At 60.5% G+C, this 22,476-nt stretch carries 20 protein-coding genes; 12 read left to right on the top strand and 8 right to left on the bottom strand.

Annotation, left to right across the window (positions count from 1 at the left end; translation table 11 throughout):
• The first annotated feature begins 4 nt into the window (after nucleotides 1-4).
• Both fhuD and fhuB read left to right on the top strand, forming a co-directional pair.
• Nucleotides 5-883 carry a Fe(3+)-hydroxamate ABC transporter substrate-binding protein FhuD gene (gene fhuD, locus B2J69_RS09045; protein ID WP_407944736.1) on the top strand — a complete coding sequence of 293 codons (879 nt, stop codon included), beginning with the start codon at nucleotides 5-7 and terminating at the stop codon, nucleotides 881-883.
• Nucleotides 883-2,862: a Fe(3+)-hydroxamate ABC transporter permease FhuB gene (gene fhuB, locus B2J69_RS09040; RefSeq protein WP_081138456.1), complete on the top strand. Its 1,980-nt coding sequence runs from the start codon at nucleotides 883-885 to the stop codon at nucleotides 2,860-2,862. The genes fhuD and fhuB overlap by 1 nt, the downstream gene beginning before the upstream one ends.
• An 88-nt stretch (nucleotides 2,863-2,950) precedes the next feature.
• Here the strand turns inward: fhuB and hemL are convergent, their stop codons facing one another.
• A complete protein-coding gene (gene hemL, locus B2J69_RS09035; RefSeq protein WP_081138454.1) occupies nucleotides 2,951-4,231 on the bottom strand; it encodes a glutamate-1-semialdehyde 2,1-aminomutase in 1,281 nt (426 codons plus the stop codon).
• Between the two features lie 211 nt (nucleotides 4,232-4,442).
• On the opposite strand from hemL, the gene erpA reads away from it, so the two are divergent.
• A complete protein-coding gene (erpA, locus tag B2J69_RS09030; protein ID WP_033749565.1) occupies nucleotides 4,443-4,790 on the top strand; it encodes an iron-sulfur cluster insertion protein ErpA in 348 nt (115 codons plus the stop codon).
• Between the two features lie 32 nt (nucleotides 4,791-4,822).
• Here the strand turns inward: erpA and B2J69_RS09025 are convergent, their stop codons facing one another.
• The 3 genes from B2J69_RS09025 to mtnN all read right to left on the bottom strand — a co-directional run bounded on the left by B2J69_RS09025 (nucleotide 4,823) and on the right by mtnN (nucleotide 6,685).
• A complete protein-coding gene (locus B2J69_RS09025) occupies nucleotides 4,823-5,074 on the bottom strand; it encodes a hypothetical protein (protein ID WP_081138452.1) in 252 nt (83 codons plus the stop codon).
• Between the two features lie 125 nt (nucleotides 5,075-5,199).
• Nucleotides 5,200-5,994 (bottom strand): vitamin B12 ABC transporter substrate-binding protein BtuF, encoded by a 795-nt coding sequence (gene btuF, locus B2J69_RS09020; protein WP_081138449.1) that lies wholly within the window; start codon nucleotides 5,992-5,994, stop codon nucleotides 5,200-5,202.
• The gene (gene mtnN / locus B2J69_RS09015; protein WP_081138446.1) at nucleotides 5,987-6,685 is read right to left on the bottom strand and encodes a 5'-methylthioadenosine/S-adenosylhomocysteine nucleosidase; all 699 of its coding nucleotides are present in this window, start codon (nucleotides 6,683-6,685) and stop codon (nucleotides 5,987-5,989) included. Before mtnN ends, btuF begins: the two co-directional genes overlap by 8 nt.
• A gap of 92 nt (nucleotides 6,686-6,777) precedes the next feature.
• Here mtnN and dgt point away from each other — a divergent pair, with 92 nt between their 5' ends.
• From dgt to B2J69_RS09000, 3 genes are all read left to right on the top strand, one after another.
• Complete coding sequence (dgt, locus tag B2J69_RS09010) at nucleotides 6,778-8,268, top strand: dGTPase (protein WP_081138444.1); 1,491 nt, start codon at nucleotides 6,778-6,780, stop codon at nucleotides 8,266-8,268.
• Nucleotides 8,269-8,403: 135 nt separating this feature from the next.
• The gene (gene degP / locus B2J69_RS09005) at nucleotides 8,404-9,834 is read left to right on the top strand and encodes a serine endoprotease DegP (protein ID WP_081138441.1); all 1,431 of its coding nucleotides are present in this window, start codon (nucleotides 8,404-8,406) and stop codon (nucleotides 9,832-9,834) included.
• Between the two features lie 170 nt (nucleotides 9,835-10,004).
• Entirely contained in the window at nucleotides 10,005-11,162 is a 1,158-nt protein-coding gene (locus B2J69_RS09000; RefSeq protein WP_081138438.1) for a CdaR family transcriptional regulator, read from the top strand.
• Between the two features lie 349 nt (nucleotides 11,163-11,511).
• Here B2J69_RS09000 and B2J69_RS08990 read toward each other — a convergent pair whose 3' ends face one another.
• The 4 genes from B2J69_RS08990 to map form a co-directional block, all read right to left on the bottom strand.
• On the bottom strand, nucleotides 11,512-11,904 hold the full coding sequence (locus B2J69_RS08990) for a DUF3461 family protein (RefSeq protein WP_033749575.1): 393 nt from the start codon (nucleotides 11,902-11,904) through the stop codon (nucleotides 11,512-11,514).
• Between the two features lie 224 nt (nucleotides 11,905-12,128).
• Nucleotides 12,129-12,953, bottom strand: coding sequence for a 2,3,4,5-tetrahydropyridine-2,6-dicarboxylate N-succinyltransferase (gene dapD, locus B2J69_RS08985; RefSeq protein ID WP_081138435.1), 825 nt, complete (start codon nucleotides 12,951-12,953; stop codon nucleotides 12,129-12,131).
• A 71-nt stretch (nucleotides 12,954-13,024) separates the two neighbouring features.
• Nucleotides 13,025-15,679: a bifunctional uridylyltransferase/uridylyl-removing protein GlnD gene (gene glnD, locus B2J69_RS08980; RefSeq protein WP_081138432.1), complete on the bottom strand. Its 2,655-nt coding sequence runs from the start codon at nucleotides 15,677-15,679 to the stop codon at nucleotides 13,025-13,027.
• A gap of 67 nt (nucleotides 15,680-15,746) precedes the next feature.
• A complete protein-coding gene (gene map / locus B2J69_RS08975) occupies nucleotides 15,747-16,541 on the bottom strand; it encodes a type I methionyl aminopeptidase (RefSeq protein WP_081138430.1) in 795 nt (264 codons plus the stop codon).
• 317 nt (nucleotides 16,542-16,858) lie between these two features.
• Between map and rpsB the strand changes: the two genes are divergently transcribed.
• The 6 genes from rpsB to ispU all read left to right on the top strand — a co-directional run bounded on the left by rpsB (nucleotide 16,859) and on the right by ispU (nucleotide 22,465).
• A complete protein-coding gene (gene rpsB / locus B2J69_RS08970) occupies nucleotides 16,859-17,584 on the top strand; it encodes a 30S ribosomal protein S2 (protein WP_143806260.1) in 726 nt (241 codons plus the stop codon).
• Between the two features lie 180 nt (nucleotides 17,585-17,764).
• Entirely contained in the window at nucleotides 17,765-18,616 is an 852-nt protein-coding gene (tsf, locus tag B2J69_RS08965; protein WP_081138428.1) for a translation elongation factor Ts, read from the top strand.
• A gap of 154 nt (nucleotides 18,617-18,770) precedes the next feature.
• On the top strand, nucleotides 18,771-19,496 hold the full coding sequence (gene pyrH / locus B2J69_RS08960; RefSeq protein WP_033793563.1) for a UMP kinase: 726 nt from the start codon (nucleotides 18,771-18,773) through the stop codon (nucleotides 19,494-19,496).
• Nucleotides 19,497-19,637: 141 nt separating this feature from the next.
• A complete protein-coding gene (gene frr, locus B2J69_RS08955; RefSeq protein ID WP_081138425.1) occupies nucleotides 19,638-20,195 on the top strand; it encodes a ribosome recycling factor in 558 nt (185 codons plus the stop codon).
• 145 nt (nucleotides 20,196-20,340) lie between these two features.
• Nucleotides 20,341-21,543, top strand: a complete 1,203-nt coding sequence (gene ispC, locus B2J69_RS08950; RefSeq protein WP_081138423.1) for a 1-deoxy-D-xylulose-5-phosphate reductoisomerase — start codon at nucleotides 20,341-20,343, stop codon at nucleotides 21,541-21,543.
• Between the two features lie 169 nt (nucleotides 21,544-21,712).
• The gene (gene ispU / locus B2J69_RS08945) at nucleotides 21,713-22,465 is read left to right on the top strand and encodes a (2E,6E)-farnesyl-diphosphate-specific ditrans,polycis-undecaprenyl-diphosphate synthase (protein WP_033793566.1); all 753 of its coding nucleotides are present in this window, start codon (nucleotides 21,713-21,715) and stop codon (nucleotides 22,463-22,465) included.
• The last annotated feature ends 11 nt before the right edge of the window (nucleotides 22,466-22,476 follow it).

Genomic DNA, 22,476 nt, shown 5'->3' with positions numbered 1-22,476 from the left:
GATCATGGAGATCACTCGTCGTCGCCTGCTGGCGGCGCTGGCGCTGTCGCCGTGGCTGAGCGCCTGGCCGCTGCGCGCCGCGACCGCGCCCGAGCAGGCGCGCATTATCGCGCTGGAGTGGCTACCGACCGAACTGCTGCTGGCGCTCGGCGTTGTGCCGCTGGCGGTTGCCGATACGCGCAACTACAACATTTGGGTCGGCGAGCCGCCGCTGCCGCCGCACACGCTGGACGTCGGGCTGCGCACCGAACCTAATCTCGAGCTGATGACGCAGCTGCAGCCGTCGCTGATCCTCTGCTCCAACGGCTACGGCCCGTCGCCGGATAAGCTGCGACGCATCGCGCCAATCATGGGCTTCGATCTCAATCGCGGCGACGGCAAGCCGCTCTCCGCTGCGCGCGACTCGCTGCGCGCGCTGGCGGCGCGCATCGGCCGCGAAGCCGAAGCGGAGGCGCATCTGCAGATGCTGGATAGCGAGCTGGCCGCCGCGCGCCAGCGGCTGGCGCCCTGGGCCGCGCGTCCGATCCTGCTGATGTCGCTGATGGACAGCCGCCACGCGCTCGCCTTTGGCAAAAACAGTTTGTTTCTTGAGGTGATGGAGCATCTCGGTCTGACCAATGCGTGGCAGGGGGAAACCAACTTCTGGGGCAGCGCGGTGATCGGCATCGAACGGCTGGCGCACCTGCGCGATGTCGAGGCGATCTGTTTCGATCACGACAACGACGCCGATATGGCGCAGCTCAGCCGCAGCCCGCTGTGGCAGGCGCTGCCGTTTGTTCGGGCCGGACGCTTTCAGCGCGTTCCGGCGGTGTGGTACTACGGCGCGACCCTGTCGGCGCTGCATTTTGTTCGCGTGCTGGAACGCGCGCTGGAGACGCGCTGATGCGCCATCGTTATTTCCCTGTCGCGCTGCTCAGCCTGCTGTTTCTCCTGGCGCTGCTGCTGAGCCTGATTAATCTGCGCGCGGCGCTGCCGGCGGCACAGTGGCCGCAGGCGCTGCTGTCGCCGGATCTCGACAATATCGATCAGATGCTTTTTCACTACAGCCTGCTGCCGCGCCTTGGGCTGGCGCTGCTGGTCGGCGCCGGACTCGGACTGGCGGGGCTGCTGTTCCAGCAGACGCTGCGCAACCCGCTGGCGGAGCCGACCACGCTGGGCGTCTCCTCTGGAGCGCAGCTTGGCATCACCGTCGCCACGCTGTGGCAGCTGCCGGGCGGCGCGGCCACCACGCAGCTGGCGGCGCTGATCGGCGCGCTGGCGGTGGGCGCGGTGGTGTTCGGCGTCGCCTGGGGCAAACGGCTGTCGCCGGTGACGCTGATCCTCTCCGGGCTGGTGCTGAGCCTCTACAGCGGCGCGGTGAACCAGATCTTCGCCATCTTTAATCACGACCAGCTGCAGACGATGTTTCTCTGGAGCACCGGCTCGCTGAACCAGATGGGCTGGGAGAACGTCAGCCTGCTGTGGCCGCGTCTGCTGCTCGCCTTTGCGCTGGCGCTGGCGCTGCTGCGTCCGCTGACGCTGATGGGGCTGGATGACGGCGTGGCGAAGAACCTCGGCATGGCGCTGACGCTGGCGCGCGTCGGCACGCTGGCGCTGGCGATTACGCTTAGCGCGCAGCTGGTGAGCGTGGCGGGCATTATCGGCTTTATCGGGCTCTTTGCGCCGCTGCTGGCGAAGCTGCTGGGCGCGCGTCGGCTGCTGAGCCGCATGCTGCTGGCGCCGCTGATCGGCGCGCTGCTGCTGTGGCTGGCGGATGCCTGCGTGCTGTGGCTGAGCGCGCACTGGCGCGAACTCTCTACCGGCACGCTGACCGCGCTGACCGGCGTGCCGCTGCTGCTCTGGCTGCTGCCGCGCCTGCGCACCGGCTCGGTGCCGCCCGCGCTTGATATGGGCGACAGGGTGCCGACGGAACGTCATGCGGTGCCGCGCTGGACGCTGCTTGGCCTGGCGCTGCTGGCGCTGCTGGTCTGGGCCGCGCTCGCCTTCGGCCGCGACGCGCACGGCTGGAACTGGTCGAGCGGCGAACTGCTACGCCAGCTGCTGCCGTGGCGCGCGCCGCGTCTGCTGGCGGCGCTGGCGGTGGGGCTGATGCTCGGCGTAGCCGGCTGTTTGATTCAGCGGCTGACCGGCAATCCGATGGCCAGCCCGGAAGTGCTGGGCATCAGCTCCGGCGCGGCGTTCGGCGTGGTGGTGATGCTGTTTTTCGTGCCGGGCGACGCGCTGGCGTTTCTGCTGCCGGCGGGCGCGCTGGGCGCGGCGGGAACGCTGCTGATTATTATGCTGGTGGCGAGCCGCGGCGGCTTTTCGCCGGAGCGTATGCTGCTGGCGGGCATGGCGCTTAACAGCGCGTTCGTCACGCTGCTGATGCTGCTGCTGGCGAGCGGCGATCCGCGCATGGGCGGCCTGCTGAGCTGGATTTCCGGCTCGACCTACAACGTCAGCGAAAAGGCGGCGCTGCAGAGCGTCGGGCTGGCGCTGATCCTGTCGGCGCTGGCGCCGCTCGCCAGCCGCTGGCTGACGCTGTTGCCGCTCGGTTCCGCCACGGCGCGCTCGGCGGGCATGGCGCTGAACGCCTCGCGTCTGGCGCTGCTGCTGCTGGCGGCCGCGCTGACCGCCGCGGCGACGCTGACGATTGGTCCGCTGAGTTTTGTCGGCTTAATGGCGCCGCATATTGCGCGCATGCTCGGTTTTCGCCGCGCGCTGCCGCAGATGGCGATGGCGGGGCTGTTCGGCGCAGGACTGATGCTGCTGGCCGACTGGTGCGGACGCATGCTGGCGTTTCCCGATCAGCTGCCGGCGGGGCTGATGGCGACCTTTATCGGCGCGCCTTACTTTATCTGGCTGCTAAGACGCTCGCGGTAAAAGGCTTTACTGCGGACGACTACCGCGCCAGCACTTTCCTGCAAGCAAAAAAAAGACCGGCCTCTGCCGGTCTTTGACTCATTCACGTTTACAGCTGCGCGAAACAGCGACGCGCGGCGTCGACGGTGCGGTCGATATCCTCGACGCTGTGCGCCAGCGACATAAAGCCCGCTTCGAAGGCGGAAGGCGCCAGGTAAACGCCTTCTTCCAGCATCAGATGGAAGAAACGCTTAAAGCGCTCGACGTCGCACTTCGTCACGTCGGCGTAGCAGGTCACGCTGTCAGCATCGGTGAAGAAAATGCCGAACATGCCGCCGACGTGATTCACCACCAGCGGGATATTCTCCGCCTGCGCCGCCGCCAGCAGACCCTGCGCCAGCTGCGTGGTGCGCTCGGTCAGCGTCTGATGGGTGCCCGGCTGGGCGATCTGCGTCAGGCAGGCGAAACCGGCCGCCATCGCGATCGGGTTGCCGGAAAGGGTGCCCGCCTGATAAACCGGACCGGTCGGCGCCAGCGCGTCCATCACCTCGCGGCGTCCGCCGAAGGCGCCCACCGGCATGCCGCCGCCGATGATCTTGCCGAGACAGGTCAGATCCGGCTTCACGTTGTAATACTCCTGTGCGCCGCCCAGCGCCACGCGGAAGCCGGTCATCACCTCGTCGATGATCAGCAGCGCGCCGAACTCGTCGCACAGCGCGCGCAGGCCCGGCAGAAAGTCCGGCAGCGGCGGAATGCAGTTCATATTGCCCGCCACCGGCTCGACGATAATACAGGCGATCTCTTCCGGGTACTGCTCGAAGGCGGCACGCACTGAATCGAGATCGTTGTAGGTGCAGGTCAGGGTATGACGGGCGAAATCGGCCGGCACGCCAGGGGAGTTTGGCTGGCCCAGCGTCAGCGCGCCGGAGCCCGCTTTCACCAGCAGGCAGTCGGCGTGACCGTGATAGCAGCCTTCAAACTTGATGATCTTGTCGCGGCGGGTAAAGCCGCGCGCCAGACGAATGGCGCTCATGGTCGCCTCGGTGCCGGAGTTCACCATGCGCACCATATCCATGCTCGGCACCAGCTCGCACACCAGCTGCGCCATCTTCACTTCCATTTCGGTGGGCGCGCCGAAGCTCAGGCCGCGTGCGGCGGCTTCAATCACCGCATTGCGGATCTCGGCGTTGTTGTGGCCCAACACCATCGGGCCCCATGAGCCGACGTAGTCGATATAGGCTTTGCCATCGGCGTCATACAGGTGGGCGCCGTCGGCGTGTTCGATGAACAGCGGCGTGCCGCCTACGCCGTTAAACGCGCGCACCGGCGAGTTAACGCCGCCGGGGATCAGGCGCTGCGCTTCGGCAAACAGGTTTTCGGACTTACTCATTTATTCGGCTCCAGCGGTTCAGAAAAAAACTCGCGCCATTCTACGGGAAGAGCAGGGCATGACGAAAGGCCAGAAACGGCGCGCTATACTTACCTTAGCTGAAGGCCGGCGGCACGCAGTGCGAAGGGCAAAACTTGATTGCGCTAACGGGCTGGCAGATAATACGCCAATTGAGGTCGTTTTCTGACCTGGACGTTTACCGGAGTATAAGATGAGTGATGATGTTGCAGCACTGCCGTTACAGTTTACCGATGCGGCGGCCAGCAAGGTAAAAAACCTGATTGCCGACGAAGAGAATCCCGATCTGAAACTGCGCGTCTATATTACCGGCGGCGGGTGCAGCGGCTTCCAGTATGGCTTCACCTTTGACGACAAAATGAATGACGGCGACATGACCATCGAGAAGCAGGGCGTGGCGCTGGTGGTCGATCCGATGAGCCTGCAGTATCTGGTCGGCGGCTCGGTGGACTACACCGAAGGCCTGGAAGGGTCACGTTTTATCGTCACCAACCCGAATGCCAAAACCACCTGCGGCTGCGGCTCCTCGTTCAGCATCTGATGCAAAAAGGCCGTCTTGCGACGGCCCTTTTTTTACCACTCGATCGTTATCAACTTCGCCGTTTCCTTACGCATCGCATCCTTCTCTAACAGACTTTCCGTCACGCGCGGCTGCGCGCTGGCGAGGCGACCGCAATCAATCTGCGGCACTGCCCGTTGCGGCTGGCTGTTAATTTCACAGCGCGAAAAGATCGTGAGCTGAACGCCAATCGTTCCCGTGGTCGACGCAGTCGCAAAAGGCGCGACGGCCGCGATCGCGATGGCCAGCAGCAAGGCTCTGGTCATGTGTGATTCCTGGTGTAGTCAAAATGCGCGGGGCGCATAAAAGGACGCTGAGCTTACGTGGCGTCGGCGTCTCGTTTCTTGATTAACGGCAAAGTTAGCCGGATCTTTAATCGCTTTTTGCTGATTTATTGTTCCGGGTGCAGCGCAGCGCAAAGCTGCTTCGCCGCCAGCAGCATACGCGGACCGGGACGGCTGAGCCAGTCATCATTGATGGCGATAACCGGTACGTTGAGCTGCGGTTGCCAGAAGCGCGCAACGTTCTGCGCCTGGGCGGCGCTGCCGCCGATAATAAGGGCCTGCGGATGGCGCATCAGCACCTGCTCGCGGCTGACCTGCGGCCAGCTGACGCGGCTGTCGGCAAAGATATTTTTTCCGGCGCACAGCGTGATGATGCTGTTTTGCAGGGTGTCGCGCGCGGCGGTAAACAGCGGCTGCTGGCCGAACTGAAGAAACACCGGCACGGGAGGCAGGGCGGCGTAGCGCGCGAGCAGGGCGTTTGCCTGCCTTTTCAGCTGCCGCGCGGCGTCGAGCGCCTGCTGCGGCCGCGGGCTCCAGCGCTGCAGCGACGCCACGGCGTCCGCCATCTGCTCCAGCGAGTCGGGATCGATCCAGACGACGTTGACGCCGAACTGCCTGAGCTGATCGATCTGGCGCTGCGGATTGCCGCCGCGCCAGGCGAGCACCACGTCCGGCTTCAGCGCCAGAATGCGTTCGACGTTAACGCCCTGCCAGTTGGCCACCTGCTCCAGCACCTGCGCGGCGGGCGGATAGTCGGACCATGCACTGACCGCTACCGGCGTAATGCCGGCGGCAAACGCCATTTCGGTGAGATGCGGGGAGAGGGTAATAACGCGCGGCGCGGCGGCGAACAGGCTGCTGCAAAGCAGCAGCAGCCCGAGCAGCCAGCGGGGATTAGCCACGCGCCAGACGCGCCAGCAGCTTCTCCACCAGCAGCGACGACTGCTGCGCCGCCACGGCGAGGAACTCTTCGAAGCTGAGATGCGACGCCTTGTCGGCCACGTCGGAGATAGCGCGCACCACGACGAATGGCACCTTGAACTGGTGGCAGACGTGACCGATGGCGGTCGCCTCCATCTCCACGGCAATCGCCTGCGGGAAGGTCGCGCGGATGCGCGCCAGCGGCTCGGCGCCGTTGATAAAGGCGTCGCCGCTCACCACCAGACCGCGCACCGCGTTCAGGTTCAGCTCGCTGATGCACGCCTCTGCGGCGGCGATCAGCTGCGCGTCGGCGCGAAAAGCCGCCGGGCAGCCCGCCATCTGGCCTGGCTCGTAGCCGAACGCGGTGACGTCGGCGTCGTGGTAGCGCACTTCGTCAGAGACCACGATGTCGCCCACTGAAAGCGTCGGCGCCAGGCCGCCCGCCGAGCCGGTGTTGATCACCAGGTCCGGCTTGCACAGCTCCAGCAGCAGCGTGGTGCCGAGCGCCGCCGAGGTTTTACCGATGCCCGATTTCAGCAGAGCGACCTCAACGCCGTTAAGCGTGCCGGTGTAAATCTCGCAGCCGGCCAGCGTCAGGGTCTGGCGGTTCTCGATTTTGTCACGCAGCAGGGTCACTTCCTGCTCCATCGCGCCAATAATGCCTGCTTTCATAAATAGGTCTCGCTAATGTGGTGGAAGTGGTCGTAAAAATTAGGGCATAGTCTAGCATGGCTGGCAGGCGATTGATTCACGAAGGAGTAACGATGGCGACGGTTAATTTCAGGAAGAAGATCAGTTTCACCCGTCCTTATAACACGCGCAAAGATCCGGAAGGGGAATACTATATTACCCGCCACTTTGAGAGCGATCGCGGCCGTATTATCAACTCGGCGGCGATCCGCCGACTGCAGCAAAAAACTCAGGTCTTTCCGCTGGAGCGCAACGCGGCGGTGCGCTCGCGCCTGACCCACTCGCTTGAGGTGCAGCAGACCGGACGCTATATCGCCAAAGAGATCCTGCAAACCCTGAAAAATCAGGGCGGACTGGCGCAGTACGGGCTGGATGAGATGGAAGGCGCGTTTGAAAGCCTGGTAGAGATGGCCTGCCTGCTGCACGACGTCGGCAATCCGCCGTTTGGCCACTTCGGCGAGGCCGCCATCAACGACTGGTTTGAAGAGCATCTTGCGCTGGAGCTGGTGGATCCGCTGGTGGCGGGCGTGGAAGGGGAGCAGCAGCGCGCCGATTTTAATCAGCTAAACGCGATGATCCGCCAGGACCTGTGCCATTTTGAAGGCAACGCGCAGGCGATCCGCATGGTGCATACGCTGCTACAGCTGAATCTGAGCTACTCGCAGGTCGCCTGCATTTTGAAATATACCGCGCCCGCCTGGTGGCAGGGCGACAAACCCGCGCAGTTTAGCGCGCTGATGAAAAAGCCCGGCTTTTATCTCTCTGAGCGCGATTATATTGCCGAGCTGCGCGCGGCCACCAGTCTGGAAGAGCATCATCGCTTTCCGCTGACCTATATTATGGAGGCGGCGGACGATATCTCCTACTGCATCGCCGATCTGGACGATGCGGTCGAAAAAGATATATTTAACATTGATGCGCTTTATGACTATTTATGTAAAAACTGGGGGCCGGTAAAAAATAACGACGCTTTCAGCCGAACGGTCGGCGATGCCTGGCGCGAAGCCTGTAACAAAAAGCGTCGCAGCAGAAGCGATCAGTTCTTTATGTCATTGCGCGTTAACGTCCAGAGCGTGCTGGTCAGCCATGCGGTAAAACGCTTTGTCGATAATTTACCCGCGATTTTTAACGGCGATTTTAATCATGCGCTATTAGAAGATGATGGTGAAGAGGGGCGTTTATTGCAGATGTTTAAAACGGTGGCGCGCCGTCATGTATTTAACCATGCCGAAGTGGAACAGCTGGAATTACAAGGTTATCGAGTGATTAAGGGATTGTTAGAAATATATCAACCACTGATGACATTGACCTTTGAAGCCTTTACCAGCCTGATTAATGACGACTTTCTGCGCGCGCATCCGATTGAAACTCGCCTGTTTCATAAGCTTTCCGGCAAACATCGCAAAGCCTATCAGCAAAAAATGCGTTCGCTGGTGGTGGAGCACAAATACCAGCGTCTGCTGTGGGAGCGATATTACCGCTTTCGTCTCATCCAGGACTATATTAGCGGCATGACCGATCTCTACGCCTGGGATGAGTACCGTCGCCTGATGGCAGTGGAATAACGCGAGTTTTGTAAAGAGCCAGAATAAATTTTTACCTTTAGCGCAAACTTTTGCTGGAACTTCGCGGTAAAAGATTAATCTCATAACTGACCACAGCAAGGGTCTGACGTTAATTACTGGATGAGACTCATACGAATGAAAAAAAACACCTTAACGTTGAGCGCGCTGGCGCTCAGTCTTGGCCTGGCGTTAAGCCCTGCCGCCGTTTTCGCCGCTGAATCCGCCTCTTCTACCAGCCAGCAGCTGCCGAGCCTGGCGCCGATGCTGGAAAAAGTGATGCCTTCGGTGGTCAGCATCAGCGTCGAAGGCAGCACCACGGTGAAAACGCCGCGTCTGCCGCAGCAGTTCCAGCAGTTCTTCGGCGATAACTCGCCGTTCTGCCAGGACGGTTCGCCTTTCCAGAGTTCACCGATGTGTCAGGGCGGCGCAGGCGGCGGCGACGGCGCCAATACCCAGCAGGAAAAATTCCGCGCGCTGGGCTCCGGCGTGGTGATCAACGCCGAGAAAGGCTATGTCGTCACTAACAACCACGTCGTCGACAACGCCACCAAAATTCAGGTGCAGCTCAGCGATGGCCGTCGCTACGACGGTAAGGTGATTGGCAAAGACCCCCGTTCCGATATCGCGCTGGTGCAGCTGATTGACGCGAAAAACCTGACGGCGATTAAAATCGCCGACTCCGACAATCTGCGCGTCGGCGACTACACCGTGGCGATCGGCAACCCGTACGGCCTGGGCGAAACCGTGACTTCGGGCATCGTGTCGGCGCTGGGACGCAGCGGCCTTAACGTCGAAAACTACGAAAACTTTATTCAGACCGATGCGGCGATTAACCGCGGCAACTCCGGCGGCGCGCTGGTGAACCTCAACGGCGAGCTGATCGGCATCAACACGGCGATCCTCGCGCCGGACGGCGGCAATATCGGCATCGGCTTCGCCATTCCGAGCAATATGGTGAAAAACCTTACCGGCCAGATGGTGGAGTTCGGTCAGGTGAAACGCGGCGAACTGGGTATTCTTGGCGCTGAGCTGAACTCCGAGCTGGCGAAAGCGATGAAGGTCGACGCGCAGCGCGGCGCCTTTGTCAGCCAGGTGCTGCCGAACTCCGCCGCGGCGAAAGCGGGCGTGAAGGCGGGCGATGTGGTGGTGTCGATGAACGGCAAGCCGCTGAGCAGTTTTGCCGCGCTGCGTGCCGAAGTCGGCTCGCTGCCGATTGGCACCAAACTGCAACTCGGCCTGCTGCGCGACGGCAAACCGGTTAGCGTCACCGTTGAGCTGCAGCAGAGCACCCAGGATAAAGTGCAGTCGGCCACCATCTACACCGGCATCGAAGGCGCCGATCTCAGCAACGACAGCGGCAGCGACAAAGGCGTGCGCGTCGACAACGTGAAGCCTGGCAGCGCGGCGGCGCGCATCGGCCTGAAAAAAGGCGATGTGATCCTCGGCGTCAACCAGCAGCGCGTCGCCAACCTCGGCGAGCTGCGTAAAATCCTCGACACCAAACCCTCGGTGCTGGCGCTGAACGTCAAGCGCGGCGACAGCAGCATCTATCTGCTGATGCAGTAACGCGTTTTATCCCTCAGGCGGACTGCGGTCCGCCTTTTTTTTCGCCGCGGACAGAGTGTGACCCGCGCCGCAAAATCGGTAAATCCCGCCCTGGCTCTGTGCATTTGCACAATGCCTGGCTGCGCGGCCATGCGTATGCTGTAGCTTCCTCTCTCTGTCAGGATCAACAGATGGCAACCTATCATCTTGATGCGCGCCTTGCGCAGGATATCGTGGCGCGCACCATGAAGATTATTGACAGCAATGTCAACGTGATGGATGCGCGCGGCCGCATTATCGGCAGCGGCGATCGCGAGCGTATTGGCGAATTGCACGAAGGTGCGCTGCTGGTGCTGTCGCAGGGTCGCGTGGTGGACATCGACGAGGCGGTGGCGAAGCATCTGCACGGCGTGCGGCCGGGCATCAATCTGCCGCTGCGCATCGACGGTGAGATCGTCGGCGTCATTGGCCTCACCGGCGATCCGCTGGCGCTGCGCCACTACGGCGAGCTGGTCTGCATGACGGCGGAGATGATGCTGGAGCAGACCCGACTGCTGCATATGCTGGCGCAGGACAGCCGCCTGCGTGAGGAGCTGGTGCTGAATCTGATCCGCAGCGAGACCCTGACGCCGCAGCTGACCGAGTGGGCGCAGCGTCTCGGCATCGATCTGCATCAGCCGCGCGTGGTGGCGGTGGTGGAGGTGGACAGCGGGCAGCTCGGCGTCGACAGCGCCATGTCGGAGCTGCAGCAGCTGCAAACGCTGCTCACCACGCCAGAGCGCGACAACCTGATCGCCATTGTTTCCCTGACGGAGATGGTGGTGCTGAAGCCGGCGCTGAATGCGCACGGGCGCTACGATCAGGAGGATCACCGCAAGCGCGTTGACCAGTTATTACAGCGCATGAAGGAGAGCGGCCAGGTGCGGATGCGCATCGCGCTTGGCAACTATTTCACCGGGCCGGGCAGCATCGCGCGCTCCTACCGCACCGCACGCACTACCATGATGGTCGGCAAGCAGCGTATGCCGGAGCTGCGCAGCTATTTCTATCAGGATTTGGTGCTGCCGGTGCTGCTCGACAGCCTGCGCGGCGGCTGGCAGGCGAATGAGCTGGCGCGCCCGCTGGCGAAGCTGAAGAGCATGGATAACAACGGCCTGCTGCGGCGCACGCTGGTCGCCTGGTTTACCCACAACGTGCAGCCCAGCGCCACGGCGCGCGCGCTGTTTATTCATCGCAATACGCTGGAGTACCGGCTGAACCGCATTTCCGAGCTGACCGGGCTGAATCTCAGCCAGTTTGACGATCGCCTGCTGCTCTATGTGGCGCTGCAGCTGGACGAGCAGAGTTAGGGCAACAAAAAGGCCATGTAATGCTTGTCAGTTTAGCTTTGGAGATAACGCCGGCTGGGGCCCCTCAGGGGCTGGCGGTCCTCGCGCCGCTGACGCGGTCCCTTCACGTCATTCGTCTGCCTGACGGACCGGTGGGGATGGAACATCCCTGTTCCAGCCCCACCTTTCGCCCGCATCCCTGCGGGCTCTCCTGGCAGACTCACTCTGTTCAGCGCTGCGAAATGCCAGACCCTGAGCGGCCCAAGCCTGCTGGCCAGCTTCCGTGTGCGCTGCTGGCAAGGGCCGCGGCCCGGCAGCAGAAAAGGTGCAGTGGCACTGTTGCCTTCTGTAGCAGGCAACACCAGGCGCGTTAGCGGTTATTGCGCGTCAGCTTGTCCAGGTCGCCTTCGATCTCAGCAATTTTATTGGTCACCACGCTCTCCAGATGGCGCAGATCCGCCAGGATCTTACGCTTCAGATCCACTTCCACCTGATCGCGCTGGCAAATCTGATCCAGCTCGTCGATCACATAGCGCAGGTTCGGGCTGATCTCCTGCACCTCTTTGTATCCCTGATTAATGTTGTCGGCTACCACGGTCTTGCGCTGGCGCGGATATTTAAACTTCACGCTCTTGGCAAAGAACTCGCCTTTGTCTTTGCGAAAGTAAATTTTCAAGATGTCGTTGTTGGCTTCCTGACGCAGGCTGTAGCGATCGATATCGTCGGGATTGTTAATGCCTAAGCTTTTGAGATTGTCATACATAGCGATTTTTCCACCAAAAAGAGAGAGGCGCGCAGCGGTGTTCACGGCACAAAAAATAACTGTAGACAACAAATGAGATGAACACGGCGCGACGGGAGATAACTGGCGCGGATTATGACCTGGGTAAAAAGTAAACGCACCTGTTAATTCGCCACGCGAATCAGGTCGGGAAGAGGGGAAGTGTAAAGAAAAGATGACGGGCCGCAGCGGCCCGTCGAAAGGCGTTAGTCGATGGTGCGCAGCAGTTCGTTGATGCCCACTTTGCCGCGCGTTTTCGCGTCGACTTTCTTCACGATCACCGCGCAGTAGAGGCTGTAGCTGCCATCTTTCGACGGCAGGTTGCCGGAAACCACCACCGAGCCTGCCGGCACGCGGCCGTAGTGCACTTCGCCGGTTTCACGGTCATAGATTTTGGTGCTCTGGCCGATATAGACGCCCATTGAGATCACCGCGCCTTCTTCCACGATCACGCCTTCCACGATCTCAGAACGCGCGCCGATAAAGCAGTTGTCTTCGATAATGGTCGGGTTGGCCTGCAGCGGCTCCAGCACGCCGCCGATGCCGACGCCGCCGGAGAGGTGCACGTTTTTACCGATCTGCGCGCAGGAGCCGACGGTCGCCCAGGTATCAACCATGCTGCCTTCGTCGACGTAAGCGCCGATATTGACATAGGAAGGCATCAGCACGGTATTACGCGCGATGTAGGCGCCCTGACGAACGGCGGCCGGCGGCACGACGCGGAAGCCGGCGGCTTTAAAGCGCGCGTCGTCCCAGCCGGCAAATTTCATCGGCACCTTGTCGTAAAAACGGGTTTCCGCGCCTTCCATCACCTGGTTGTCGTTGATGCGGAACGACAACAGCACCGCCTTTTTCAGCCACTGATGCGTTACCCACTGGCCGTCGATCTTTTCAGATACGCGCAGCGCGCCGCTGTCCAGCTGAGCGATCACCTCGTTGATGGCTTCACGGGTGACGGTGTCCACGTTCGCTGGGGTGATCTCGGCGCGACGCTCGAAGGCCGCTTCAATAACGCTCTGTAACTGTTGCATAATTTTTTCCTGATCTCTCTGGTGCGTGTCGGGCCACATCCCGACAGCAAAAGTATGTAAATCGATTGCGGTCACACTTTATCGTTTGGATTAAGGGCTTCTGTCAACCGTTGTCGCAACGCTTTGCGCATTTCCGCATCAAGGGCGCGCCGTTCGCTGTTAGCAAGAATAAATAAATCCTCGACGCGTTCGCCAATGGTGCTGATGCGCGCGCCGTGCAGCGACACGCCCATATCGGCGAAGACTTCGCCGACGCGCGCCAGCAGGCCGGGCTGATCGAGCGCCACCAGCTCCAGATAGCTGCGGCGATCGGTATGGGTCGGCAAAAAGTTGACCTCGGTGTCGACGCTGAAGTGGCGCAGCTTCGCCGAGGCGCGGCGGGTGCGCGGCGGATTCCAGCTGGTCTGGGCGATCGCCTGCTCCAGCGCCTGGCGGATCATGGCGTGACGATCCGGCGCCAGCGGGCTGCCGTCCGGCTCCAGCACGATAAAGGTGTCCATCGCCATGCCGTCGCGGCTGGTGAAGATCTGCGCGTCGTGCACGCTGAGATTGCGGCGATCCAGCTCGCCCGCCACGGTGGCGAAGAGATAGGGGCGATCCGGGCTCCAGATAAAAATCTCGGTGCCGCCGCGCGTCGCCTGCGGGCTGACCAGCACCAGCGGCTGGCGCAGATCGTGCTCCATCAGATGGCGCGCGTGCCACGCGAGCTGGTTGGGCGTGTGGCGCAGAAAATAGTCGGCGCGGCAGCGGTTCCAGATATGGTGCAGTCGCTCTTCGTCGATATTGTCCATGCGCAGCAGCGCCAGCGCCTGCAGGCGGTGATGCCGCACGCGCTCGCGCAGATCCGGGCTGTTCTCCATGCCGCGCCGCAGCTGCTTCTCGGTGGCGAAAAAGAGTTCGCGCAGCAGGCTCTGCTTCCAGCTGTTCCACAGGGTTTCGTTGGTGGCGCAGATATCGGCCACCGTCAGGCAGACCAGGTAGCGCAGCCGGTTCTCGTTCTGCATTACCTCGGCGAACTGCTGGATCACGGTGGGATCCTGAATATCGCGGCGCTGCGCGGTCACCGACATCAGCAGATGATGGCGCACCAGCCAGGCGACCAGCTGCGTCTCGCGCGAGTTAAGGCCGTGCAGCTCGGCGAACTCCAGCGCGTCCTGCGCGCCGAGAATCGAGTGATCGCCGTTGCGCCCTTTGGCGATGTCGTGCAGCAGCGCCGCCATCAGCAGCAGCTCCTGCTGCGGCAGGCGCGGCCAGAGTTCGACGCAGAGCGGATGCATCGGGCGCGTCGCCTCGCTGGCGAAGCTCTCCAGCTTTTGCAGCACGCGAATGGTGTGCTCGTCGACGGTATAGGCGTGAAACAGGTCGAACTGCATCTGGCCGACGATATGCCCCCACAGCGGCGTATAGGCCCAGAGCACGCTGTGGCGGTGCATCGGCAGCAGCGCGCGCTTCACCGCGCCGGGATGGCGCAGAATCGCCATAAACAGCTGGCGTGCTTCCGGGATCTGACACAGCGGCTGTTTGAGATGACGGCGGGCGTAGCGCAGCTGGCGCAGCGTGGTGGAGTAGATGCCGCGAATATTTTCGTTGCGCACCATCACGTAGAACATGCGCAGGATCGCCTGCGGCTCGCGCTCGAACAGCGTTTCGTCGCGCAGGTCGATCAGGTTGCCGCGCAGCTGAAAGGTGTCGTCCAGCGGACGCGGCTTTTCAGTGGTGGAGAGCGCCAGAATCGCTTCGTCGAACAGCTGCAGCAGCATCTGGTTAAGCTCGCCGATGCGGCGCGTGACGCGGAAGAAATCCTTCATCATGCGCTCGACCGGCTCGTTGCCTTCACCCTGATAGTTGAGGCGCTGCGCGACGTTAAGCTGGCGATCGAACAGCAGGCGGTTGTCATAGCGCGTCAGCGTCAGGTGCAGGGCGAAGCGGATGCGCCAGAGAAACGCCTGGCACTCGTTAAGCTCGTTGCGCTCCGCCTCGGTGAGAAAGCCGAACCCGACCATCTCATCCAGCGTGGTGGCGCCGAAGTGGCGGCGCGCCACCCACTGCAGCGTATGGATATCGCGCAGGCCGCCTGGGCTGCTTTTGATATCGGGCTCCAGGTTGTAGCTGGTGCCGTGATAGCGCTGATGGCGCGCCTGCTGCTCCTCGATCTTGGCGGCGTAGAAGGTCGCCGACGGCCAGAAGCCCTCGCTGAAGATGTTCTTCTGCATCTCAAGAAACAGCGCGACGTCGCCGGTCAGCATGCGCGACTCGATCAGGTTGGTGGCGACGGTCAGATCGGCGAGCCCCTCCAGCAAGCACTCTTCCAGCGTGCGCACGCTGTGGCCCACTTCCAGCTTGAGATCCCACAGCAGCGTCAGCAGCTCGCTGGTTTGCTGCGCGTTGGCCTCGTCGAGCGCATCGCGGCTCAGGATCAAGATGTCGACGTCAGAGAGCGGATGCAGTTCGCCGCGGCCATAGCCGCCGACCGCCACCAGCGCGATAGCGGGCTGCGCGTCGAAGCCGTAAAAGCGCCACAGCCGGCGCAGCAGCCGATCGATAAACAGGGTGCGCGCGTCAATCAGCGTTTCTGCCGATTCGCCAGCGTCGAACGCCGTGGAGAGAAAGGCGTTAAAGGTTTCCAGCCTCTGCTTCAGGCTGTCGCGGGTTAGCGCCGCGTCATCCCAGTGCGCCGGGGAGTCTTTCAGGCCGTCAATGACCTCATCCGTCAGGATCGCGCTCATACCGCTTCTCTCTTCTTGAGCCATAAAAAAACCGGCGCAGGGCCGGCTTTTTATCAGTGGGGGAGGATTACCCTTCGTTGACCAGCACCGCGTCGATGGTGTCATCGCTACGCAGGGTCAGGATTTCGCAGCCGTTATCGGTCACCACAATAGTATGCTCGTACTGCGCGGACAAGCTGCGATCTTTGGTTTTTACCGTCCAGCCATCTTTCATGGTGCGGATGCGGTAGTCGCCGGCGTTGACCATCGGCTCGACGGTAAAGGTCATGCCCGCCTGCAGCACCACGCCGCCGTCATCCGCGTCATAGTGCAGCACCTGCGGCTCTTCGTGGAAGCCTTTGCCGATGCCGTGGCCGCAGTACTCGCGCACCACGGAGAAGTCGTGAGATTCCACATACTTCTGGATAGCGCGGCCCAGCTCGCGCAGGCGGATGCCCGGCTTCACCAGACGCAGCGCCAGATAGAGGCTCTGCTGGGTGATCTGGCACAGGCGCTCGCCCTGGATGGTCGGCTTGCCGACGATAAACATCTTCGAGGTGTCGCCGTGGTACTCATCTTTGATCACGGTGACGTCGATGTTGATGATGTCGCCATCCTTCAGCAGGCGATCGTCGCTGGGAATGCCGTGACACACCACCTCGTTGACCGAGATGCAGACCGATTTCGGGAAGCCGTGATAGCCAAGGCAGGCGGAGATGGCGTGCTGCTCGTTGGTGATGTAATCGTGGCAGATGCGGTCCAGTTCGCCGGTTGACACGCCGGGTTTGACGTGCGGGGCGATCATCTCCAGCACCTCGGCGGCCAGGCGGCCGGCGACGCGCATTTTTTCGATTTCTTCAGGGGTTTTAATTGAAATTGCCATTAAATTAATCCGCAGTTGCCGAAAATTTCAGCAATAATGAACGATGTGCTGTCATGTTAGCAGCCGAAAACCAGGCAGCCAAACAGTTCGCGTCGCGCGGCCCTGCGCTGAACAAATTCTGGCTTCAGCAGCGGGGTTGTGGTATAAAGCGCGCCGACGATTCTCTGTCAGGCCGTTAAAGGTCGGCGAGAAACGCGAAAAACTCACTTTGTGTACTAAAACACACATGTATCGACACATACGCCGGGGTGCTTCGCAAGAGGTCGGTCGTATGGGATACATGGAGGCCCAACCCCAAACTTAATCTAGAGGTAATCATGGCAACTGTTTCCATGCGCGACATGCTCAAGGCTGGTGTTCACTTCGGTCACCAGACCCGTTACTGGAACCCGAAAATGAAGCCGTTCATCTTCGGTGCGCGTAACAAAGTTCACATCATCAACCTTGAGCAGACTGTACCGATGTTCAACAACGCTCTGGCTGAGCTGAACAAAATCTCTGCCCGTAAAGGCAAGATCCTGTTCGTCGGTACCAAGCGCGCTGCCAGCGAAGCGGTAAAAGAGTCTGCACTGAGCTGCGACCAGTTCTTCGTTAACCACCGCTGGCTGGGTGGTATGCTGACTAACTGGAAAACCGTTCGTCAGTCTATCAAACGTCTGAAAGATCTCGAGACTCAGTCTCAGGACGGCACCTTCGACAAACTGACCAAGAAAGAAGCGCTGATGCGCGGTCGCGAACTGGCCAAGCTGGAAAACAGCCTGGGCGGTATCAAAGACATGGGCGGTCTGCCGGACGCGCTGTTCGTTATCGATGCCGATCACGAGCACATTGCGATCAAAGAAGCAAACAACCTGGGTATCCCGGTATTTGCTATCGTTGATACCAACTCTGATCCAGACGGCGTTGACTTCGTTATCCCGGGTAACGACGATGCAATCCGTGCTGTAAGCCTGTACCTGACTGCCGTTGCCACTACCGTGCGCGAAGGCCGTTCACAGGATCTGGCTGAGCAGGCTGAAGAAGCGTCTTTAGAAAACGCTTAATAAGGTTCGCTCTGGCAAAGAGCCCTTAGACATCAGATGTAATCTGTTAAGGGGCCAGTCTTGGCCCCTTTATTTTATCTCCGTCTGTCACGCCTCCTTATCTGGCGGGCGGGACAGAGTAATTTTCCGCAACAGGTGCCCTGGTGCGCGAGCACAGGGGTACGAACCGAGGATTCTGGAATGGCTGAAATTACCGCTGCACTGGTAAAAGAACTGCGCGAGCGTACTGGCGCGGGCATGATGGACTGCAAAAAAGCGCTGACCGAAGCGAACGGCGACATCGAGCTGGCGATTGAGAACATGCGTAAGTCCGGCGCGATCAAAGCGGCGAAAAAAGCAGGCAACGTGGCTGCTGACGGCGTGATCAAAACCAAAATCGACGGCAACTACGGCGTGATCCTGGAAGTTAACTGCCAGACCGACTTCGTTGCGAAAGATGCCGGTTTCCAGGCGTTTGCTGACAAAGTGCTGGACGCGGCGACCGCTGAGCGCATCACCGACGTTGAAGCGCTGAAAGCCAAGTTCGAAGAAGAGCGCGTGGCGCTGGTCGCGAAAATCGGCGAGAACATCAACATCCGTCGTATCGCGGTGCTGGAAGGCGAGCAGCTGGGTTCATACCTGCACGGCGCGCGTATCGGCGTGCTGATCTCTGCGAAAGGCGCTAACGAAGAGCTGATCAAGCAGATCGCTATGCACGTTGCTGCCAGCAAGCCGGAATTCGTTAAGCCGGAAGACGTCTCTGCTGAAGTGGTTGAGAAAGAGTACCAGGTTCAGCTGGACATCGCGATGCAGTCTGGCAAGCCGAAAGAGATCGCAGAGAAGATGGTTGAAGGCCGCATGAAGAAATTCACCGGCGAAGTCTCTCTGACCGGTCAGGCTTTCGTTATCGATCCGAGCAAAACCGTTGGCCAGGCGCTGAAAGAGCAGGGCGCTGACGTCATCAACTTCATCCGCTTCGAAGTGGGTGAAGGCATTGAGAAAGTCGAAAGCGACTTCGCTGCTGAAGTAGCGGCAATGTCCAAACAGTCTTAATGCTGTCAAAGGAACCGCCAGAAGGCGGTTCTTTTTTGTCTGCTGCGCAAAGCAGGCGCTTTTCAGTCTCATCCCAATAGTAATTTGCACTGGCTAAGCGGATGATCGATCAGATTTAATTTCTCCTTTTCAACTCTTCCAGGAAGAACCGACCATGGCGACCAACGCAAAACCTGTATATCAACGTATCCTGCTGAAACTGAGTGGCGAAGCACTGCAAGGTGCCGAAGGTTTTGGTATCGACGCGAGCGTGCTTGACCGCATGGCGCAAGAGGTGAAAGAACTGGTCGAGCTGGGCATTCAGGTGGGCGTGGTGATCGGCGGTGGCAACCTGTTCCGCGGCGCGGGCCTGGCGCAGGCGGGCATGAACCGCGTAGTCGGCGACCACATGGGCATGCTGGCGACCGTCATGAACGGCCTGGCGATGCGCGACGCACTGCACCGCGCCTATGTCAACGCGCGCCTGATGTCAGCTATCCCGCTGAACGGCGTGTGCGACAATTACAGCTGGGCGGAAGCGATCAGCCTGCTGCGCAACAACCGCGTGGTGATTTTCTCTGCCGGCACCGGCAACCCGTTCTTCACCACCGACTCAGCGGCCTGCCTGCGCGGCATCGAAATCGAAGCCGACGTGGTGCTGAAAGCCACTAAAGTCGATGGCGTCTATTCAGCTGACCCGGTGAAAAACCCGGATGCGACGCTGTACGATCAGCTCTCCTACGCCGAAGTGCTGGAAAAAGAGCTGAAAGTGATGGATCTGGCGGCCTTTACGCTAGCGCGTGACCACCAGCTGCCGATCCGCGTATTTAATATGAACAAACCTGGCGCGCTGCGTCGCGTGGTGATGGGTGAAAAAGAAGGCACCCTGATTACGCATTAATACCCGACGCAAGATAAAATAAGGTATATTCTGTCGGCGCGGTGAACGCCACCGCGCACCATTCAGGATTATCGCTCAACGGCGATACCGCTTCCGGCGCCGCCGGAATGGCCAGGTCAAACCGAATCCAAGGGTTTCAACGTGATTAACGACATCAAAAAAGATGCTGAAACGCGCATGGACAAATGCGTCGAAGCGTTTAAAAACACCATCAGCAAAGTGCGCACCGGTCGTGCTTCTCCTTCTCTGCTCGACGGTATCGTGGTCGAATACTACGGCACGCCGACGCCGCTGCGTCAGCTCGCGTCCGTGACGGTAGAAGACTCGCGCACGCTGAAAATCAACGTGTTCGACCGCTCAATGGGCCCGGCAGTGGAAAAAGCCATTATGGCTTCCGACCTCGGCCTGAACCCGAACTCAGCCGGCAGCGACATTCGCGTTCCGCTGCCTGCGCTGACCGAAGAGCGTCGTAAAGATCTGATCAAGATCGTGCGCGGCGAAGCCGAGCAGGGTCGCGTTTCCGTGCGCAACGTGCGTCGCGACGCCAACGACAAGATCAAAGCGTTGCTGAAAGACAAAGAGATCAGCGAAGACGACGAGCGTCGTACTCAGGACGAGATCCAGAAAATGACCGATGCGCGCATCAAGAACGTCGATGCGGCGCTGGCCGAAAAAGAGAAGGAGCTGATGGAGTTCTAATCCCGTCAGCTGCGCTCTATACTCAACCTCGTTGGGTATCAAACGCCGTTCAGAGCTGCGTTCATTGCGAATGCGCTCTGGCGGCGTTTTACATTATGCCTTCCGCGCTTGCGGAGTGATTCAGCGCCTTCACAGGGAGAGCGAAATGAAGCGATTAACCTTGCTGGGTTCCACCGGATCGATTGGCGCCAGCACGCTGGCGGTGGTGCGCGCCCATCCCGAGCTTTACCAGATCACCGCGCTAGTGGCCGGACAAAACGTCGCGCTGATGGCGGAGCAGTGCCAGACCTTCCAGCCGCGCTATGCCGCGATGGCGGACGAGGCGTCCGCGCAGGCGCTGCGTGAACGACTGAAAGCACTCAACGTGGCGACCGAAGTGCTCTCCGGCGTTCAGGCTGCCTGCGAGCTGGCCGCGCTGGACGAGGTCGATCAGGTGATGGCGGCGATCGTCGGCGCCTCGGGGCTGCTGCCGACGCTGGCGGCAATCCGCGCCGGCAAAAGCGTGCTGCTCGCCAATAAAGAGTCCCTTGTCACCTGCGGCCGTTTGTTTATGGAGGCGGTGCGTCACCATCAGGCGCAGCTGCTGCCCGTCGACAGCGAGCACAACGCCATTTTTCAGAGTTTGCCCGCTTCCATCCAGCATCAGTTAGGATACGCTGGCCTGCGAGAAAATGGCATTGAGTCCATTATCCTTACGGGATCGGGTGGTCCTTTTCGTGACACGCCGCTGGCCGACCTCGCGACCATGTCGCCGGATCAGGCCTGCGCGCATCCGAACTGGTCGATGGGGCGTAAAATCTCCGTCGACTCGGCCACCATGATGAATAAAGGTCTCGAATACATTGAAGCCCGCTGGTTATTTAACGCCAGCGCAGCGCAAATGGAGGTGATCCTGCATCCGCAGTCGATGATCCACTCCATGGTGCGCTACTGCGACGGCAGCGTGCTGGCACAGCTCGGTTCACCGGATATGCGCACCCCCATTGCTCACTGCATGGCGTGGCCCGCGCGTATTACGGCAGGCGTGACGCCGCTGGACTTCACCCGCATGTCCGCGCTGACGTTCGCCGAACCCGACTTTGCCCGCTACCCTTGCCTGAAGCTGGCGATAGAAGCCTGCGAGGCGGGCCAGGCGGCGACCACCACGCTGAACGCGGCCAACGAGGTTGCGGTGGCGGCCTTTCTGGACAACCAGATTCGCTTTACCGACATCGCGGCGCTCAACAGCGAGGTGCTGGCGGCGCAGACGTTCGCAGAGCCAGAGTCCGTGGACGCCGTGCTGGATATCGACCGCGCCGCGCGCGCCCGAGCCACAGCGATGCTGCCGCGTTTCGCCTCCTCGCGTTAACGCGCGCCGCTATTTGTTCGCCTGTGGCGAAAATGGTATAGTCGCTCGCTCGCGTTTCCGGGTATAGCATCGTATCAGATGCGCCTCGCCCCTTTTTGGGCGAGAGAGTACCGGGCGCAATGTATTCAGAAACCACAGCATTTCTGACAACAGGAATTAATTACGCGTTATGTCGTCCAATAATCACAACAAAACCGATGACCAGCAGGGAACAGGCCCGCGTCACGTCGCTATCATCATGGATGGCAATGGTCGCTGGGCTAAAAATCAGGGAAAACTGCGTATTTCCGGCCATAAGGCGGGCGTAAAAGCGGTGCGCCGCTCCGTCAGCTTCGCCGTCAGCAATAATCTTGAAGCGCTGACGCTCTATGCCTTCAGCAGTGAAAACTGGAGCCGTCCGCCTCAGGAAGTGACGGCGCTGATGGAGCTGTTTGTCTGGGCGCTCGACAGTGAAGTGAAGAGCCTGCACAAGCACAACGTGCGTCTGCGCATTATCGGCGACGTGAGCCGTTTCAGTAACCGTATTCAGGAGCGTATTCGTCGCGCCGAGGAACTGACTCAGCAAAATAGTGGACTGACTCTCAATATTGCCGCGAACTATGGCGGACGTTGGGATATTATCCAGGGAGTAAAAAAACTCGCTGAGCAGGTTCAGGAAGGTTTGCTGCGTCCTGACCAGATCACCGAGGAGAACCTGTCTGCGCATCTCTGCATGCAGGGGCTGGCTCCAGTGGATTTAGTGATAAGGACCGGGGGAGAGCATCGGATTAGCAACTTCCTGCTGTGGCAGATCGCCTATGCTGAGTTTTATTTTACCGATGTTCTTTGGCCTGATTTTGATGAACACGTTTTTGAAGGTGCACTGAATGCATTCTCTCTGCGGGAGCGTCGTTTTGGCGGCGCTGCACCAGGCGGCGCCTGAGCAAACAGGGG

The organism is Pantoea latae, from assembly GCF_002077695.1.
Lineage (GTDB): Bacteria > Pseudomonadota > Gammaproteobacteria > Enterobacterales > Enterobacteriaceae > Pantoea > Pantoea latae.
The sequence above is the reverse complement of the archived record's forward strand: the minus strand, read 5'-3'. Positions and strand labels throughout refer to the sequence as shown.

Coding starts and splice junctions, on each gene's coding strand:
- B2J69_RS08990 (WP_033749575.1), bottom strand. CDS start 11,904: ATGTATGACAATCTCAAAAGCTTAGGCATTAACAATCCCGACGATATC.
- hemL (WP_081138454.1), bottom strand. CDS start 4,231: ATGAGTAAGTCCGAAAACCTGTTTGCCGAAGCGCAGCGCCTGATCCCC.
- erpA (WP_033749565.1), top strand. CDS start 4,443: ATGAGTGATGATGTTGCAGCACTGCCGTTACAGTTTACCGATGCGGCG.
- ispU (WP_033793566.1), top strand. CDS start 21,713: ATGTCGTCCAATAATCACAACAAAACCGATGACCAGCAGGGAACAGGC.
- B2J69_RS09025 (WP_081138452.1), bottom strand. CDS start 5,074: ATGACCAGAGCCTTGCTGCTGGCCATCGCGATCGCGGCCGTCGCGCCT.
- map (WP_081138430.1), bottom strand. CDS start 16,541: ATGGCAATTTCAATTAAAACCCCTGAAGAAATCGAAAAAATGCGCGTC.
- dgt (WP_081138444.1), top strand. CDS start 6,778: ATGGCGACGGTTAATTTCAGGAAGAAGATCAGTTTCACCCGTCCTTAT.
- ispC (WP_081138423.1), top strand. CDS start 20,341: ATGAAGCGATTAACCTTGCTGGGTTCCACCGGATCGATTGGCGCCAGC.
- B2J69_RS09000 (WP_081138438.1), top strand. CDS start 10,005: ATGGCAACCTATCATCTTGATGCGCGCCTTGCGCAGGATATCGTGGCG.
- fhuD (WP_407944736.1), top strand. CDS start 5: ATGGAGATCACTCGTCGTCGCCTGCTGGCGGCGCTGGCGCTGTCGCCG.
- glnD (WP_081138432.1), bottom strand. CDS start 15,679: ATGAGCGCGATCCTGACGGATGAGGTCATTGACGGCCTGAAAGACTCC.
- mtnN (WP_081138446.1), bottom strand. CDS start 6,685: ATGAAAGCAGGCATTATTGGCGCGATGGAGCAGGAAGTGACCCTGCTG.
- dapD (WP_081138435.1), bottom strand. CDS start 12,953: ATGCAACAGTTACAGAGCGTTATTGAAGCGGCCTTCGAGCGTCGCGCC.
- pyrH (WP_033793563.1), top strand. CDS start 18,771: ATGGCGACCAACGCAAAACCTGTATATCAACGTATCCTGCTGAAACTG.
- tsf (WP_081138428.1), top strand. CDS start 17,765: ATGGCTGAAATTACCGCTGCACTGGTAAAAGAACTGCGCGAGCGTACT.
- degP (WP_081138441.1), top strand. CDS start 8,404: ATGAAAAAAAACACCTTAACGTTGAGCGCGCTGGCGCTCAGTCTTGGC.
- rpsB (WP_143806260.1), top strand. CDS start 16,859: ATGGCAACTGTTTCCATGCGCGACATGCTCAAGGCTGGTGTTCACTTC.
- fhuB (WP_081138456.1), top strand. CDS start 883: ATGCGCCATCGTTATTTCCCTGTCGCGCTGCTCAGCCTGCTGTTTCTC.